14 protein-coding genes are annotated in these 15,690 nt (G+C 42.3%); 5 read left to right on the plus strand and 9 right to left on the minus strand.

Annotated features, from left to right (window positions below; genetic code table 11):
• Positions 1-2: 2 nt before the first annotated feature.
• A complete protein-coding gene (gene speB, locus CWC29_RS09010; protein WP_010604538.1) occupies positions 3-923 on the plus strand; it encodes an agmatinase in 921 nt (306 codons plus the stop codon).
• 1,921 nt (positions 924-2,844) lie between these two features.
• On the opposite strand, the gene CWC29_RS09015 is transcribed toward speB, so the two are convergent.
• Positions 2,845-3,327 (minus strand): MarR family winged helix-turn-helix transcriptional regulator, encoded by a 483-nt coding sequence (locus tag CWC29_RS09015; protein ID WP_045962358.1) that lies wholly within the window; start codon positions 3,325-3,327, stop codon positions 2,845-2,847.
• Positions 3,328-3,443: 116 nt separating this feature from the next.
• Here CWC29_RS09015 and CWC29_RS09020 point away from each other — a divergent pair, with 116 nt between their 5' ends.
• Positions 3,444-4,343 carry a DMT family transporter gene (locus tag CWC29_RS09020; protein WP_239966360.1) on the plus strand — a complete coding sequence of 300 codons (900 nt, stop codon included), beginning with the start codon at positions 3,444-3,446 and terminating at the stop codon, positions 4,341-4,343.
• A 49-nt stretch (positions 4,344-4,392) separates the two neighbouring features.
• Here the strand turns inward: CWC29_RS09020 and CWC29_RS09025 are convergent, their stop codons facing one another.
• Positions 4,393-4,908, minus strand: coding sequence for a GNAT family N-acetyltransferase (locus CWC29_RS09025; protein WP_138523573.1), 516 nt, complete (start codon positions 4,906-4,908; stop codon positions 4,393-4,395).
• 27 nt (positions 4,909-4,935) lie between these two features.
• The gene (locus CWC29_RS09030; protein ID WP_138523575.1) at positions 4,936-5,241 is read right to left on the minus strand and encodes an NIPSNAP family protein; all 306 of its coding nucleotides are present in this window, start codon (positions 5,239-5,241) and stop codon (positions 4,936-4,938) included.
• Positions 5,242-5,471: 230 nt separating this feature from the next.
• Between CWC29_RS09030 and CWC29_RS09035 the strand changes: the two genes are divergently transcribed.
• Positions 5,472-5,858 (plus strand): VOC family protein, encoded by a 387-nt coding sequence (locus CWC29_RS09035; RefSeq protein WP_235956554.1) that lies wholly within the window; start codon positions 5,472-5,474, stop codon positions 5,856-5,858.
• 40 nt (positions 5,859-5,898) lie between these two features.
• Here CWC29_RS09035 and CWC29_RS09040 read toward each other — a convergent pair whose 3' ends face one another.
• The 4 genes from CWC29_RS09040 to CWC29_RS09055 form a co-directional block, all read right to left on the minus strand.
• Positions 5,899-8,310: a TonB-dependent siderophore receptor gene (locus CWC29_RS09040; RefSeq protein ID WP_128726282.1), complete on the minus strand. Its 2,412-nt coding sequence runs from the start codon at positions 8,308-8,310 to the stop codon at positions 5,899-5,901.
• 180 nt (positions 8,311-8,490) lie between these two features.
• Positions 8,491-8,988 carry an RNA polymerase sigma factor gene (locus CWC29_RS09045; RefSeq protein WP_138523577.1) on the minus strand — a complete coding sequence of 166 codons (498 nt, stop codon included), beginning with the start codon at positions 8,986-8,988 and terminating at the stop codon, positions 8,491-8,493.
• A 494-nt stretch (positions 8,989-9,482) separates the two neighbouring features.
• Positions 9,483-11,096 (minus strand): sensor histidine kinase, encoded by a 1,614-nt coding sequence (locus CWC29_RS09050; protein WP_235956555.1) that lies wholly within the window; start codon positions 11,094-11,096, stop codon positions 9,483-9,485.
• A 31-nt stretch (positions 11,097-11,127) separates the two neighbouring features.
• A complete protein-coding gene (locus tag CWC29_RS09055; RefSeq protein ID WP_128726280.1) occupies positions 11,128-11,931 on the minus strand; it encodes a PhnD/SsuA/transferrin family substrate-binding protein in 804 nt (267 codons plus the stop codon).
• Between the two features lie 186 nt (positions 11,932-12,117).
• Between CWC29_RS09055 and CWC29_RS09060 the strand changes: the two genes are divergently transcribed.
• Positions 12,118-12,324, plus strand: coding sequence for a hypothetical protein (locus CWC29_RS09060; protein WP_128726279.1), 207 nt, complete (start codon positions 12,118-12,120; stop codon positions 12,322-12,324).
• A gap of 32 nt (positions 12,325-12,356) precedes the next feature.
• Here the strand turns inward: CWC29_RS09060 and CWC29_RS09065 are convergent, their stop codons facing one another.
• A complete protein-coding gene (locus CWC29_RS09065; RefSeq protein ID WP_128726278.1) occupies positions 12,357-13,226 on the minus strand; it encodes a LysR family transcriptional regulator in 870 nt (289 codons plus the stop codon).
• Positions 13,227-13,333: 107 nt separating this feature from the next.
• Here CWC29_RS09065 and CWC29_RS09070 point away from each other — a divergent pair, with 107 nt between their 5' ends.
• Positions 13,334-14,002 (plus strand): FMN-dependent NADH-azoreductase, encoded by a 669-nt coding sequence (locus tag CWC29_RS09070; RefSeq protein WP_138523286.1) that lies wholly within the window; start codon positions 13,334-13,336, stop codon positions 14,000-14,002.
• Positions 14,003-14,054: 52 nt separating this feature from the next.
• Here the strand turns inward: CWC29_RS09070 and CWC29_RS09075 are convergent, their stop codons facing one another.
• Entirely contained in the window at positions 14,055-15,362 is a 1,308-nt protein-coding gene (locus tag CWC29_RS09075) for a hypothetical protein (protein WP_138523288.1), read from the minus strand.
• Between the last annotated feature and the right edge of the window lie 328 nt (positions 15,363-15,690).

The raw sequence follows: 15,690 nt of genomic DNA on the forward strand, positions 1-15,690 counted from the left end.
CCATGAGCCATTTATTCGATCACACCGATCATTCTCTGTACTCCAACGGCATGACGTTTTTACGTCAGCCAATGGTACGCAATATCACAGATATTGATGCAGACGTTGTGGTACTTGGCTTGCCATTTGATTTGGCAACCTCTGGACGCCCAGGCGCACGCTTGGGTCCAGATGCGATCCGTCGCGCATCCGTGCATTTAGCTTGGGAAAGTAAAAAATACCCTTGGTCATTTGCATTGTGGGACAAAATAAAACTACAAGACGCTGGCGATTTCACATACCCAGTTGGCGATCCTGAGTATTTCACTGCGCAACTCGAGTTAGCCGCTCTGCAAATTTTGCAGCAAGGCAAAACGCTATTAAGCCTAGGTGGCGATCACTTTGTAACACTGCCATTACTGCGTGCTCACCAGCAAATTCACGGCAAAATGGCACTCGTACATTTTGATGCGCACACAGACACGTACAGCCAAGGTTCACGCTATGACCACGGTACTATGTTCTATCATGCTCCAATTGAGGGCTTAATAAGCCCAGAGCATTCAATGCAAATTGGCATTAGAACCGAGTACACAGAGCAAGGCCACGAGTTTGGCGTAATTGATGCTATGGCAGCAAATGACTTAAGCGCTGAAGAAATAGCTGCGCAGATCAAAGCACGCGTCGGCGACTTGCCGGTGTATTTAACCTTTGATATCGACTGTCTAGACCCAGCATTCGCACCCGGCACCGGCACCCCAGTATGCGGCGGTCTCACCAGCGACAAAGTGCTGAAGATTTTACGCGCATTGCAAGGGCTAAACATGATAGGCATGGACGTAGTAGAAGTCTCCCCTTCCTACGACCAAAGCGAGCTCACCGCAATCGCCGCCGCCACCATTGCACACGAACTACTGCATCTGTGGGCAGTAAAGCATAAATAATCGGATACAAGTTTGACTAAGCCACCTCAACAAGGTGGCTTTTTTGTTTGGGGTTTACTGTAAAGTCATAGAAGATCTCACATGCAACTTATTCTCCTTCGTCACACCTGAAAAACATACTTCTCGGCGGGTGCCCAGAACTATTCACACTGTGAGGCTGGAGCCTCAATTTTCTGAATTTGTAAACGAGTCTATCGCCATTAAGAAAGTGGAAATCCACAGGCGACTTATTCTCCCTCCACCACACCCGAAAAGCATAAGCCGATATGTTATGTGCCGACAGGATGTCGGCTTAGGATTTGAGGTTTAAGTGTGATGTCGGGGCGACGTTTTCTTGGTTCGTTCTTTTTTGTCGTTTTAAAAGAATGAACGAGGAGCGCATGGATGCGCTTTGATATTAGCCAAGGAAGGCTCAACTCATTAGTCAACTCGAAGTGGTCGCCCGCAAACTCATCATCGACAATAGTTCGAAAACATAACTTCTCGGCGGGTAAACCACCTCCCACAAAAATATTTATACTCCGAATTTAGAGACATACCGCGCTAACCGTGCAAGCAGCTTAATCGCTAAAACCGTAGAAGATCTCACATGCAGCTTCTTCCCCCTCCATCACACCCGAAAAGCATAAGCCGATATGCAATGTGCCGACAGGATGTCGGCCAAGTCTTGTCTGACACAGGGACGTGCCTTACAAGACGGTTGCATTATATCGGCTCAGGATTTGAGGATTATGTGTGATGCTGGGGCGACGTTTTCTTGGTTCGCTCTTTTGCGTCGTTTCAAAAGAATGAACGAGAAGCGCATGGATGCGCTTTGATATTAAACATGGAGATTTATTGTGCTAACGGCTGATAGCTCGAAATTTATCGTAAAGTCAGCCCGTCCTCCTGACTGGTTTCGACGCCCATCCATGGCCCTGTCACCGCTTTTCACGCATCCATGCGCTGAAATGACTCATTGGCAATTTACTTTCGGGTGTGATGAGGGAGATACAAGGTGCTGCTAGATTCTTGTGGTGCTTGCAAACAACTATGTTGCTAATGGCTTTGTGAACAGCTAACAGACAACTTGTTCCCCCTCCATCACACCCGAAAAGCATCAGCCGATATGCAATGTGCCGACAGGATGTCGGCCAAGTCTTGTCTGGCACAGGGACGTGCCTTACAAGGCGGTTGCACTATATCGGCTTAGGATTTGAGGTTTAAGTGTGATGTCGGGGCGACGTTTTCTTGGTTCGTTCTTTTTTGTCGTTTTAAAAGAATGAACGAGGAGCGCATGGATGCGCTTTGATATTAGCCAAGGAGGGCTATACTCATTAGTCAACTCGAAGTGGTCGCCCGCAAACTCATCATCGACAATAGCTTGAAAACACAACCTCTCGGCGGGTGAAGCTCCTTCCACAAAACTATTTACACTGCGGATTAGAAGAGATGCTACGCTGATAGTTTTTGCAATACCTGCAAGCAGCTTAATTGCTAAAACTATAGAAGATCATACAAGCAACTTATCCCCCCTCCATCACACCCGAAAAGCATAAGCCGATATGCAATGTGCCGACAGGATGTCGGCCAAGTCTTGTCTGGTACAGGGACGTGCCTTACAAGACGGTTGCATTATATCGGCTTAGGATTTGAGGATTGAGTGTGATGCTGGGACGACGTTTTCTTGGTTCGTTCTTTTTTGTCGTTTTAAAAGAATGAACGAGGAGCGCATGGATGCGCTTTGATATTAGCCAAGGAGGGCTATACTCATTAGTCAACTCGAAGTGGTCGCCCGCAAACTCATCATCGACAATAGCTCGAAAACATAACTTCTCGGCGGGTAAACCGCCTTCCACAAGACTATTCGCACGATAAAGCACCTTAAGTGGTGCTTCACTTATTCCAACCTAACCGACATATTACGAGACTGTTTACATCCTCACTCAAATTGCGTTAACCACGCTTTTAACTCACCATTTAACAAGGTTTGCTGCTCTTTACTCATCCCTTCAACCAATTGGGCTTGAATGGCGATATGCGGCTCAATCAGCTTTTCAATCAGGGCGAGGCCTTCTGCTGTCAATTCCACCGTTACACTGCGGCGATCTTCTATACAATGCTCACGTTTAATAAGGCCTTTTGCTGCTAGCTTGTCTAATCGATTGGTCATCGCGCCAGAGGTGAGTAGCATGGTTTTAAATAGCTCTGATGGGGTTAAGCGAAATGGCTTGCCGCTGCGGCGCAAGGTAGCTAACACATCAAACTCACCCAAATTTAAGCCGTATTGCTTATGTAGCTTTTCAACTTCGGCTTCCATATGTTTAGCTATGCGCACTAAGCGACCCATTATCGCCATGGGCGTTGTTTCTAACTGTGGTTTTTCGCGAGCCCACTGCTCTTGTACTCTATCAATCGCATCCATTAATATTTGCCCCGACAACAAACTTTGTAAAGAAATATCTTAACATAAAGATACTTTACAAAAAGTGTTTTTAGTAATACCTTACCGCAAAGTATCTCAACATGAAGATAATTAATGTGAATATACTCCTCGCGATGATCCCTGCATTTTTATGGGGCACCACGTACGCGGTGACACAATACACCCTTGCGGACTGGCCGCCTCTTTTACTTGGCGCTATTAGAGCGCTTCCGGCAGGGCTTATTTTGCTTGCAGTTAAGCCGAGTTTGCCAAAAAAAGCAGACTGGAAAATACTATGCGGCCTTGGGGCGATTAATATCGCGGCCTTTTTTAGCATGATCTTCGTGATGTCGTTAACGCTACCGTCTGCCATATCGAGCGTGGGCATGGTGTCTGTGCCGGTATTCGCTATGCTTTACCATTGGTTGGTCAATAAGCAACGCCCAGGATTGGTGCAAGCGTTATGCGGTGCGGCGCTTATTGTGTTGGCCTGGTTGCTATTTGATCCGAGTTCACTGAGTTTAAACCCTCTTGGTTTAGCGGCAATACTTGCGGCAATAACCTGTATCGTGATCGGCAGCTCAATCACTAAGTCTCTTGGTGATCGCATGCACTGGTGGACAGTGTTAACTTGGCAACTCATTATTGGCGGCGTTATTCTCACGCTTTTGTTTGGTATTCACGGTGTTGTCGCACCAACGAAGTATATTGCGGCCATTAACAATTTTTCGATGACTAATCTCAGCGGCATATTATGGGTTGTGCTCCTTAACACTGCGCTGGGCTATAGCTTGTACGTATGGTTACTACAGCGTATGTCTGTGGTGGACTTTACCTTTGGTGGTATTGCAAATCCGATTGCGGGTATTTTGACAGGGCTGGTGCTACTGGGCGAGACGTTCACGCCGCTTCAATATAGCTTAATGGTTGGCATGATTGTAATGCCGCTATTACCGCAAATTATCATCACTACCCTACGAAGCCGAGCTGTGCCTGCTAAGTGTGAGGTAAACTAACCAGTCGAGCGCATAATAATGTATGCGCTCATTCCGTCAAATAGATGAGTTAGAGTACTAATCGATAAATATACAACGACTCGTCATTTGCTACACCCAAATCATTGACACAGGACTCAACAAACTGACCGCCTATTTTTTCAATGATCCGCTGGCTTGCAATATTTGACTGTAAACATTGAAACTCCACAGTTGTAATATCGCTTACCTCTCGAAGCTTGGCTATAACCTGCTCAAGCACTTGTCCGATTAAACCGTTGCCTCTTGCTTTTTCGCCAAGCCAATAGCCGATTTCGGCGGTTTGTGTTTGAGCATCCATATATTTAATCCCAAACACACCACAGAACTCGCGATTAAACTCTATCGCAGACCAAACTCCGCCGACTTGGTTGTTTATACGCGTGTCTATGTATCGTTCTGCATCAGCCTCTGTATGTAATGCTGCAACCCATGGCAGTACGTTTTGTAAACTTTCACGACTACTTTGTACGCAATCAAATAATGGTTTTGCATGCCTCACTGCAAGGTTTTGTAGTTTGAGATTGTCAGAAATATCTAGTTGCATAGGATGTTCAGCTCCATTTACACATCTTTATTCAAACACAGGTCTAAAGAAGCTGCGTTCATAGCTGATTATGCAACCAGTATCTTCTGCAAATTTAATTGCAGCCTGACATTGTGCATCTTGAAACGATCCGATGCGATACGTTTCATAAGCCGCCAAACTTGGAAAAGTGAATAATGCCAAGGCGATATTACTTGCGCCTTCCGATGGTAAAAAGTAACCATTATGCTGCCCACCAAAGCGATTGACGAGTGGGATCCACATTTTGGCATATTTCTCAAAGTCAGCGATTTTTGTCGAGTCAACAACGTATTTTAAGTAGCAAGTAACCATACAACCTTTCCTTTTTGTTAAAAACACCAGTTTCACATTGCTCTACACACCGATAGACAGTGTGCGAGATTACTTTAAGCGTTAATAACATGAAGTTAAAGGGATATGGGACTATCTATCTCGATTAAATGCTCAAACTCCCGTATTGAACTCAGCGTAAAGCTACTGACAATAACAGACACACTGAGAGCGTATCTTAGCTGCAACTTTTAAAAAAATGATGGAATTCCATGATGATCACCATTGATTCTTTGGTGCTATATGTAAGTGATATCAAGCTAAGCGAAGCGTTTTATAGACAGCTATTTCAATCTGAGGCAGCGCAACTTTCTCCAACTTTTGTTTCTATTAAGTGTGCGCACAACGTCTCCATTGCACTTAAACAAAACACAGCCCTTACACCGCCAAGTTGCATTACCGGGGGCGGTTCTGAAATCTCTATTATGCAACCAAGCCAAGAGGCGTTTTTGGCTTTATACGATACATGGAAATTACTAGATATTGAGTTTGCTCAGGTCCCGCAAGCCGAGGTATATGGCGCTAGTTTTGTCGTATTAGACCCTGATAGACATCGTATTCGCGTGTTTACTAATGATAAGGTATGGAGCTATTTCTAGCTCTATACCTTTCTTCTTCCATCACACATGGAATTCAAATTTATAGTTTGTAATGCAGACTCAAACTAATATTTCTTGGCTCACCATATGCTAGCTGCGAGTAGAAGCCGATCTGACTGTAATATTCTTTATCAAAGGCATTATCAACGTTTAATTGTACTGATAGCGCCTCATTATGTTGGTATCTAGCCATTAAATTGATAAGTGAATAGGAAGGCTGTTCAACTCGTACATTACCTAATGGTGATTTTATGTCAGTGTAGTTTTCACCTTCCCAAGAGATACCTGCACCCAATGTAAATTGGTTATATTCAAAGGTATTGAATAGCCTAAATATTTTTCGAGGAAATCGGGTATTAACCGTATTTGATGTGCCGCTACTATCTTCAGCGGTTGCTTCGAATGCGGTATAATTGGCATTGATCTTCCAGCCATCCATGATCTGACCAACCACTTCGAGCTCGTAGCCGTCACTTTCAACGCCATCCGCTTCCTTGTATGCAGCTAACTTATCAGGACGTGGAACAAAATCAGGGTCAACAACCGCTAAATTCTCTTGTTGTGTTTGAAAGTAAGTTATATTGGTATGTAACGCATCATTGAAATAAGTGCTTTTTAAACCAATTTCATAATTGATCCCAGTGAGAGGATCTAAGTAATTGTCATCAGCGTCAACCGCATTCTGCGGCTTAAAAATTTCAGTATAACTTGTATAAATTGTATGACTGTCAGTTAAGCTATATAGCAGCCCCGCATAGGGAATAAATACGTCATCGTCGCCATAGTCTTGGTCTTTACCGTAGGAGACCCCCTGCCTATTCCAACTCGCTAACCGTGCACCAACAATTGCCTTAAACTTATCGCTCAAATGTATCCGTGTCGCAGCAAAGTAACCTGTTTGCTCCGTAGTGTAATCTTGGCTGGTGTATTTTTGGCCCCAATCTGGCTGGTCAAATTCTCCGTTCCACTCAAAAAAGTTCATGACCGGTTTGGCAGTTTTACTACCACCGCCTTCAAAGCCATAATATACAAAGTCTTGATCGCTCTTAGCAGCCCCAAGTACAAATTCATGTTCACGGTCAAACAAAGAGTACATGCCTTGTAACCTGACACCAAAGTCAACCTGCTCTCTTTCATTTTCTAGCCGCGATGCAGAAGCAGTCATCCCGCTTCCCGTCACAGGATGAGGAAGCCCGGATACCCACAGTAAATACATATCCGCAGTGCTGACATTTTTATTCGCATGGGCAACCAACTCCCATCCATTACTAAAGCTGTGATGTAGGTTTGCAAAAAATGTTTTGTGTGTACTGGCCCAACTACTCCATTTTGCGGCCACTGAAGCTGAACGATCAAAGTCTGTACGGCTGAGATCAGAGTGGAATATTGGCAGCCCACCCCATTGAGAGCCTTTGGGTTCATTGTCTTGAATGCTATACCCTAATCGCAGTAAGGTTGCATTCGACAAATCTGCATCAACGGTGGCATAAAAGACCTGTTTACTCTTTTTTTCATAGTCAACAAAAGAGTCTCCCTCTTGTAGCACCATAACTGTTCGACCACGAATAGAACCACTCTCGTTTAGCCCTGTCCCCAAGTCCAAACTCGCATAATAATTGTTCCATCGACCTAAGCGCGCAATAACCTTGCCACTGAGCTCACTCGAATTTGCGTGTTTACGAACTAAGTTAATTGATGCAGACGGATCTCCTGCGCCAGTCAACAATCCAGTTGCTCCTCGCACGATTTCAATGCGTTCATAGAGTGCCGTGTCGGTGAGTGACTCCCCAGCACTCTGTGCACCATTCCACTGTACTGGCACGCCATCGATTTGATAGTTGTCAACATTGAAACCTCGAGACGAAAACGCATTCCTTGAGCTATCATAGGCTTTGGCCGAAATGCCAGAAGCGTTGTTAATCACATCGGTTAGAGAAGTTAATGCCTGATCTTCAATGCTCTGACGAGTAATTATGTTCACGGTTTGTGGGGTTTCTTGCAATGTCAGACCCAAACCTGTTGCCGTATCAATTGGTTCATTAACAACATAACTGCCCATCACCGCAATACGTTCAATTTCCTTTTGGGGTGTTAGAGAAGTGTCTAGTTTATGGATTAAGAGGCGGTTTTCGCCAACTTTGGTTGCAACAAGCCCGCTTCCTTTTAATAGAATTTCGAGTGCCTTTTCTGTCGTATAGTCACCCTTCACTCGTATTGTTCTTTGCTCTGCTAGCGTGACGCCAACAGCTGTGATTTGCTGTTGCGTTGCAGCAGACAGTTCAGCTATTGCTGTAGAGAGCGGTTGAGGATCTATATTTAGTTGGTATTTGGTATCACTGGCATAAACATTCGCAGTTGCCAATATAAGTCCTGCGCTAGAAATAAATAAGCTCCGTCTACATATTCTCATCGCACGCTTAAACTTATTTAATCTAAAAGTGTTGCTTTTCATGGTCATCCTCTATTTTCATGTACCAATTTTTGTATTTCACCACTATGACGTCTACGAGTTAGCAAACCCGTAAAAATTTCTCAAACTCTGTTTTAGTGCAGCGGTATATCTCAAGATAAGTCGTAGCTAAAAGGTAACCGTAATATTTGTAAATACGAGTAGCGAAGGCATAGTCTGAACTTACTGGGATAGAACCTCTTTACAAAATTTTATTGCTACGGTGAGACGCTTTTCCACACTTGAAAGACTAATTGCTAGCTGTGCAGCAATATCTCGTTGCTTGATACCATTGATGGTGTACATGAAGAATATTTGTCGAGTTAACAGAGGCAGTTCATCTAACGCGATACGTAAACAACGAAGGTCACATGAGTCGATGTAGGATTTTGAAATATCGGGTATTTGGCTATCGACATACACCTTCATATACAGGCTTTCGCTCTGAGTTCTAACCTGCTTACTGCGGATATAATTAATGACCTCATTGTGAGCTGAGCGATACAAATATGCTGTTGGGTTTTCCACTGTACGCTTTACTTTTTTCAATAACAGCTTTTCAGCAATTATCTGCAGAATGTCTGATGCGGTGTCTGAGCAGCCAAGTTTTCTTGTCAAAAACCGCTTTAGCGCACATTCATTGGAGGAGAGTGACTGTAATATTTCTTGTGAATACATCATTTATAAGTCAACGAGCAAGTCCTTGCGAAAATCGAGAATGATAATAATTACCATTTAACGAGATTGCAATACTTATGAGATGTAAAGTTCCTAACTGAGGGGCAGTTCCTTATAAACTGGGTCCATGACAAGACAAATAGCCAATACACTGATGTGAAAGTAATTTATTAGTTTATATAAAAACGCTTTTCTCAGACGTCCAGCAATTAGAGTTTGTTATACCAGTTGTATTAAGTAAATGATCTATCTTGAAGCGGGGAAATAGCTTTAGTAGCACCGCTCTCGCGTCCTGCTACCGCTAAGGTACCTATATCCATATAGGCAAGGCAAAAATTTTGCTATTTAGTTGTTCTAAATGAGAAATTTTTAACGAAGCTAATATGCTATTTCACCCTTCAAATTGATTAGAGAATTAATTCAATTGGTATTATATCAAGGTAAAAGACGAAGCTGGCAATTTTCATGTTTGAATGTTAAATAACCTTTACTTGAGCTCAGAGCATGACAGGCAGTGTAATAGTGAAGCAGCTTCCGACACCAACCTCACTTTTCACCAAAAGCTCGCCGCCATGCTCTTTAATTATGTCATAACTTATTGAAAGGCCTAAGCCTGTCCCCTTACCAATAGACTTAGTCGTAAAAAATGGGTCAAATATCTTGTTTTTTATTTCTTCGGGGATCCCTATTCCATCATCTTGTATTTGGATCAATATACACTCATGATCTAGCCTAGTCGATACTCTGATCTCTCCCTCACTTTCCAGTGCCTGAGCCGCATTGATCAGTAAATTCGTGAACACTTGAATTAGTTTCCCTTGATTACCAAGCACTTGAGGGATTTCATTCAACTGTGTGATCACTTTTGCATGATATTTAATTTTACTCTCCACCAGATTTAACGTTGTCTTTATACAGGCATTAATATCGCAAGGTTGCAACTGAACGGTATCTGTCCTTGAAAACTGTTTGAGGTCATTCACAATAGCAGAAACTCTCTGTACCCCCGTCATCGATTCATCAATAAGCTCGTTACAATCACGGTTAATAAAAGTAAAATCTTTATCTTGAACGAACTGATTGAACGCTGTGAGTGTATCAGGTTCAAGTCCGAGCTGAATCGCACGTTTTGCAAGCTCTGCGTAATCACTCTGATAATGACGCATCACGTCGAGGTTGCTCGTGACAAATCCTAGGGGATTATTTATTTCATGGGCTACTCCAGCCGCCAACTGACCTACTGAGGCCATTTTTTCTGAGTGTACGAGCTGCTGTTGAGCTGCTTCAAGTTCTTTATTGGTTGCCTCAAGTTGATGATTTCGTTGATTTAGCTTTTCTGTTCTTTGTGCTACCAGTTCTTCTAAGTTTCTATTTAGCTCAACCAAATCATGTTGATATCGTTCTCGACGCTCATGTTCCTCAGCTAAAGTTTGTGATAACTCATCAAAGGCCAAAGACAGCTCTTGTAACTCATCTTTGCTCTGTATTGGTTTCCATTTGAAATCAAATACGCCATTTTTGACATTACTAGCAATAAATTTTGCTTGGCTTTTCAATATATACAGATTGGTTGTTAAATATATACCGAGAAAATAAGAGAAAATAGCAACTAACGCCATTTCAAACAGCGCGATGGAAACCGTCCAGCGTTTTACCTCTGACATAGCTCGATTTATGGTGCCAATATCTATGCCTATTTGAATGGTACCAAACAGTGTCCCACCCTCAACAATATCAGCATGAATATCAAAAATACCGTCGGTAACTGTTTCAACTAACGTATCACCTTCAAATGTACGTTCTTTTAAGCGCTCGTTACCTGCAAAAGAAAGAGTTTGGTTTTCACCATCGATGACTTTCACATAGAGAATATCAGGGTTACTTAATAGTTCATTGGTAAAGGCATCTAGAGTCGCTAAATCGTATGACAACACCGCATTCTTTGTCGCGCTCGCAAACAAACTAGCGGTCGTTGTTGCGCGTTTATTCATGGCGTCATTTGCAGACTCCATCATAAAATCAATCACCACAAATATGAGTGCACTCAGCAACACCGCTTCAATAATGGCAGTGCCAATCATAGTTTTAAGTCTTAACGATACTTTTTTCATTCAGTCGTGGCGCTTCTTAATAATCGGTGTACTATTTACCAACCAAGGCTTCTAATTCTAATGCTTTTATGTCTTGCCAATCCTCATTCGACGCCGCCATAATGCCTTTGAAATTAACAGCTTCGAGTAGCCGAATTCCTTCTCCAGTCAGTTCAAGAGAGAGCAACGCGTCAACTAATCTTTGCCTTGCGTCTTCTGGCATTACTTTTTTTACGGCGAATGCATGTGGTGTGTAACCCCTCGTCGTCCAAAGAATGTCGAGTTGCGATTTAATTTTAGGGTCGGCATTGTTGAAAGTGCGCATTACACCGCCCCCTGCCTTGGCAAATCCTCTCGACACATTAAGATAAACGGAATCATGGGATGAAACATATTTTGGCGTAAACTCAATGCCTTGTTTCATCAGCTCCCCACGGGGCAAAATGCTTGCAGCAAATGCAGCGGGAGCCGGAAAAGCAAGCGTTTCTCCTTGCAACTGTGACAAGTCAGTAATACCCGCTCCCTTTTTAACCACGATGATCCCTTTGATCATTTTATCTCTTTGCTTAGCGATAGCTTGATAACCTGCCCGCTCATTAAACACTACAAAGTGGTAGGGGTTCATGTATGCCACATCATATTCTTGTTGTAGCACTCGGGCTTCAAAGGTGGGTATATCTTTAGCGGTTTTAAAAGTGTAGTGATCTCCAGTTTTATCATTGAGATAATCGAGAATAGGCTGCCAATTCTTGGCTAACTTATTTGCAGACTGCTGGGGGACAAAGGCAAATGTATAATCAGCGCTAAAGCACGAAAATGAGAATAACCATATAATAATGAGTAGAGCTTTTATCATTGCCTCGCCACCTAAACGATAAACACTGTTTGAATAAAGACTTAAGCCTAAAGGAAGTATAGAACATATTAAAAAAACAGTTTGTATTTCAATATCGACAAAGAAACAAGTAATTTACAACACTCAACAATTATGCAACGTTAGAGAGGTACCCAATTCAGGGTTACAAGAGTTAAGGAAGATAAAATGAAACTATCAATAAAAAAAACAGCATTAAAATCACTAACGTCAAATAAGCAACTTGCACCAAATATGACACCAAACATCGCTGGAGGTGCTGTTGGACCAGATAGCAGTTACGCACCGACAGAACAAAATGATTGTTTGCCGACAGATACTTTCGCATCCTCTCCGGGTCCCGGACAGCCTTGTAACATTACTGGGATTTGCTAATATCCTTTAAGCAGTAGCAACTGACTAGGTTGCTACTTTGTTATTTCCTCAACTAGTGCTTCAGCCAACCAAGCCGTAAAGCGCTCCATAATTAATGTGCTCTTTCGGTGGGTTGTCTGCCTGACCCAATAACTGTAACCCTCAAAAGCTTTAAATTCTGTCTGCTTATACAACCACCCTTGCGTAACAGCTGTTCTCGCTAATACATCGCTCATTAAAGCCATGCCTTGCCCAGCCACAGCTGCCTGCATGACAAAGTGCTCTTGCTCAAAATAGCGTAACTCATACAAACTTTCATCGATGTGTTCATGGCAAGGAATATTTTTAAGCCCACTTTCATCTCGCCAATGGGTAATAAATAACACCGGTTTACCTTGCCTGGGCGGCTGATAATTTGGGCTTGCGTACATCCCTATCTGCTCTTTGATAAGATGGATTTCATTAGAATTTGATTCAGCGTTGCCATAGCGTAGGGCGATATCAATGTGCTTTTCTTTGTCTAAGTCAATTAGCTGATCACTTGCGCAGATTGTGACCGTTTGATTCGGAAAAGCGCGATTAATGGCAGCCATATTTGGTGCAAGCCAAAGTGCAGCAAACGAATTACAGCATGAAATCAGTAAATCGTTTTTTGGCTCCATAAACTCTATAAACGCATTATCTAATCTATTGAGTGAGTCAATACATACCTTTGCCAGTGCCTCTCCTTGCCTCGTTAATTGCACTGCTCGCGTTTTGCGCTCAAAGAGCTGGACTCTTAATTGTGATTCCAAAGATTTTATCTGATGTGACACTGCCGTGGGCGTGATATTAAGTGCTCGTGCTGCATCTTTAAAGCTCAAGTAATGCGCGGCAACCGCAAAAGTTTTTACATTATTCAAAGACGGTAAGTGTGTAAACATCGCAAACCTATAAATTAGTTTATCTCATCTATGAATGGATTCTTCTCAGTTGTCACATTGCTCACTTAAGCACAGAATAATGCACATAATACAACTGGAGATAAGCCATGAAAAACATTCTATACATAAGTTGCAGCGTAAGAAAGTACAGTGAGAACGAAACACAACACCAATCAATAAGCAGAATGTTGGGAGAGCAGTTTTTAAATACTTTTAGTCAAACTACACATAAAGTAGAAATCATCCATCGTGATCTTTCCGTAAAACAACCTGCATTTATCGATGAAAAATTTATTGCGGCTGCATTTGCAAAAGGAGCTTTGAGCGAAGAGCAGCATTTAGTACTCGCTGAGTCTGACGAAATTATTAAAGAGGTGGTCAATGCGGATATTATCGTGATCGCAAGTCCTATGTATAACTATGGCATGCCCGCCGTACTAAAGGCTTGGTTTGATCTGGCAATCCGAGTTGATAAAACCTTTAGTTTTGACCTAGCACGAGGTGATAAACCGCTTGAACCAATTTTATCAGGTAAAACACTCGTATTACTGTCATCTTGGGGCGAGTTTGCATTTAAAAAGGGCGAGTCACAATATCATTTGAACCACCTAAGTAGCCATATCGAGCAGCTGGCTCCATATTTAGGTGCTGAGGCGTTTTATGAAATCGCATCTGAGTATCAAGAGTTTGACGACGACAGGCATAAGCGATCTAAAGCGCTTGCAATTGAAGAAATCAACAACCTCGTACATATGCTCAGCAATCAAAATAGCTAAAAGAAATGGCCTACTTAACGATAGACTGTTAAGTAGGCAAAAAAACATAAACTTAATACGCCGTGTCTAAATTCGCGACGACTTGAATAGATACAAAATTATCAAATTTACTATCGCCTCTAAGGCCATTATTCCACTTTTCGTCCAATAATGCTGAAAAAGACTTATTATCAACCGCTTGACCTTCATAGCCATATAAATAGATAGATAACACTTCAAGGTCTACTTGACCTTCAGGCTCAGGGAAGACTTCTCCGAATGACAGATCAGGGATTTCTCCACGGATACCGCCTTCTATGTCCCAATCAAACCTAGTTTCAGCCGCATCATCAACGAGAAAACTAAATCCCCAACGCGCGCGTGCTAAGCGCTCGTCGGTTGAGGAGAAATCATAATTGGTACCTGAACTGTTGGATGCTGCGAGCAAATCATCAAATAGATTAGGTGAAATTTCAGGCAATTGCGTGAGTACATAATTGCCATCACTCCCAACTGAATTTTGCGCACGGATGTAAAAGTTGATGTCGACACTATTGACCGAAGTACTTTCGGTAATATACTGGTTTAAGAAATTAACATCAGTAAGAGTTGGAAAAATATACATAGGATCTGCAGACTGACCGCTAACGGCATTACCGAAAACATATCGCTTTTGACTCTTTAGATAACCTCGAGTAGAGATAAATTCCGCATTAGTCCAAGAAATAGGCTCAATTGCCAAACCATCATAAACAAAGTCGCTGTTACTTAGTTTAATGGTATTACTGTCTGTGGGAACTTCAATAATGGCTGCTTTACCAAGATTAATAAAGGGAGCGGTTGCAGTAATGTATAGCTCAGTTTTATCAGGGCAAATTGTTACCGAGTCACGTAAGAAAGTGCTAGAACCATATCGGATACTAGCATTGGCGTAATCTCCGGTTAACTCAGATTTATCTATATTGTATACTGAACAGCCGCAATTCTCGCTGTAATTCTGGAAGTAAAAGTTTCCGAGGTTTTTTCTCTGTGAGATATCTAATTCTGTATATATCTGTTTAAACTCTTCTAGGTCTCTGTCTTTCACATCACCTATTACAGATAGATGCATCGTGCCTTTAGGCACCTCGCCATTAAACGTACCACTGCTATTTGTTTTTGCAGTACCGACGGGTTTACCATTGGCGTCATGGAAAACGATATCTGTGCTGATACCTGTATCTTTCCCGCACTGGTACTGGTAAGTGTTAAGTGAAATCGTTTGAGTAGCTGGCTTTGTACCTCCGCCAATTTTCCCTGTATCATTCGATGACGAACCGCCACATGCAGACAGAGTTAGTGTTAAAAATGATGATAGTAAAGTGAGCTTATAGTTTTTCATGTAATGTCCATTTTCAGTTCTTACCTAAAATTATCACAAATAAACCCTCTGTGTATCAACAAAAAAATCTCTCTTGTGACAAAATATAACAACTCCTTATCAACGACACTAATTGGTTATCTTGAGGCTGCACAAATTCTACGAAATAGCTGTACTAAATTGGGTAGAGTTACAGTAAGACTAATTGTTGTGATACTTTCTGGCAGTTGGTTCAGCTTAATGAAGAAGGGAATTTATGTTCGAAAGAGGAGAGTTTGATTTATGCAAACTAATGGTGGGTGTCCACACAAGCGATTACTTTACGTGGACACCAAAAGGGTTTAATTAA

It is taken from the genome of Pseudoalteromonas galatheae (genome assembly GCF_005886105.2).
GTDB lineage: Bacteria > Pseudomonadota > Gammaproteobacteria > Enterobacterales > Alteromonadaceae > Pseudoalteromonas > Pseudoalteromonas galatheae.

Bases quoted from the DNA above. Each gene is read 5' to 3' on its own strand.
- speB (WP_010604538.1), top strand. From the start codon at position 3: ATGAGCCATTTATTCGATCACACCGATCATTCTCTGTACTCCAACGGC.
- CWC29_RS09015 (WP_045962358.1), bottom strand. From the start codon at position 3,327: ATGGATGCGATTGATAGAGTACAAGAGCAGTGGGCTCGCGAAAAACCA.
- CWC29_RS09025 (WP_138523573.1), bottom strand. From the start codon at position 4,908: ATGCAACTAGATATTTCTGACAATCTCAAACTACAAAACCTTGCAGTG.
- CWC29_RS09030 (WP_138523575.1), bottom strand. From the start codon at position 5,241: ATGGTTACTTGCTACTTAAAATACGTTGTTGACTCGACAAAAATCGCT.
- CWC29_RS09035 (WP_235956554.1), top strand. From the start codon at position 5,472: ATGATGATCACCATTGATTCTTTGGTGCTATATGTAAGTGATATCAAG.
- CWC29_RS09040 (WP_128726282.1), bottom strand. From the start codon at position 8,310: ATGAAAAGCAACACTTTTAGATTAAATAAGTTTAAGCGTGCGATGAGA.
- CWC29_RS09045 (WP_138523577.1), bottom strand. From the start codon at position 8,988: ATGATGTATTCACAAGAAATATTACAGTCACTCTCCTCCAATGAATGT.
- CWC29_RS09050 (WP_235956555.1), bottom strand. From the start codon at position 11,096: ATGAAAAAAGTATCGTTAAGACTTAAAACTATGATTGGCACTGCCATT.
- CWC29_RS09055 (WP_128726280.1), bottom strand. From the start codon at position 11,931: ATGATAAAAGCTCTACTCATTATTATATGGTTATTCTCATTTTCGTGC.
- CWC29_RS09060 (WP_128726279.1), top strand. From the start codon at position 12,118: ATGAAACTATCAATAAAAAAAACAGCATTAAAATCACTAACGTCAAAT.
- CWC29_RS09065 (WP_128726278.1), bottom strand. From the start codon at position 13,226: ATGTTTACACACTTACCGTCTTTGAATAATGTAAAAACTTTTGCGGTT.
- CWC29_RS09070 (WP_138523286.1), top strand. From the start codon at position 13,334: ATGAAAAACATTCTATACATAAGTTGCAGCGTAAGAAAGTACAGTGAG.
- CWC29_RS09075 (WP_138523288.1), bottom strand. From the start codon at position 15,362: ATGAAAAACTATAAGCTCACTTTACTATCATCATTTTTAACACTAACT.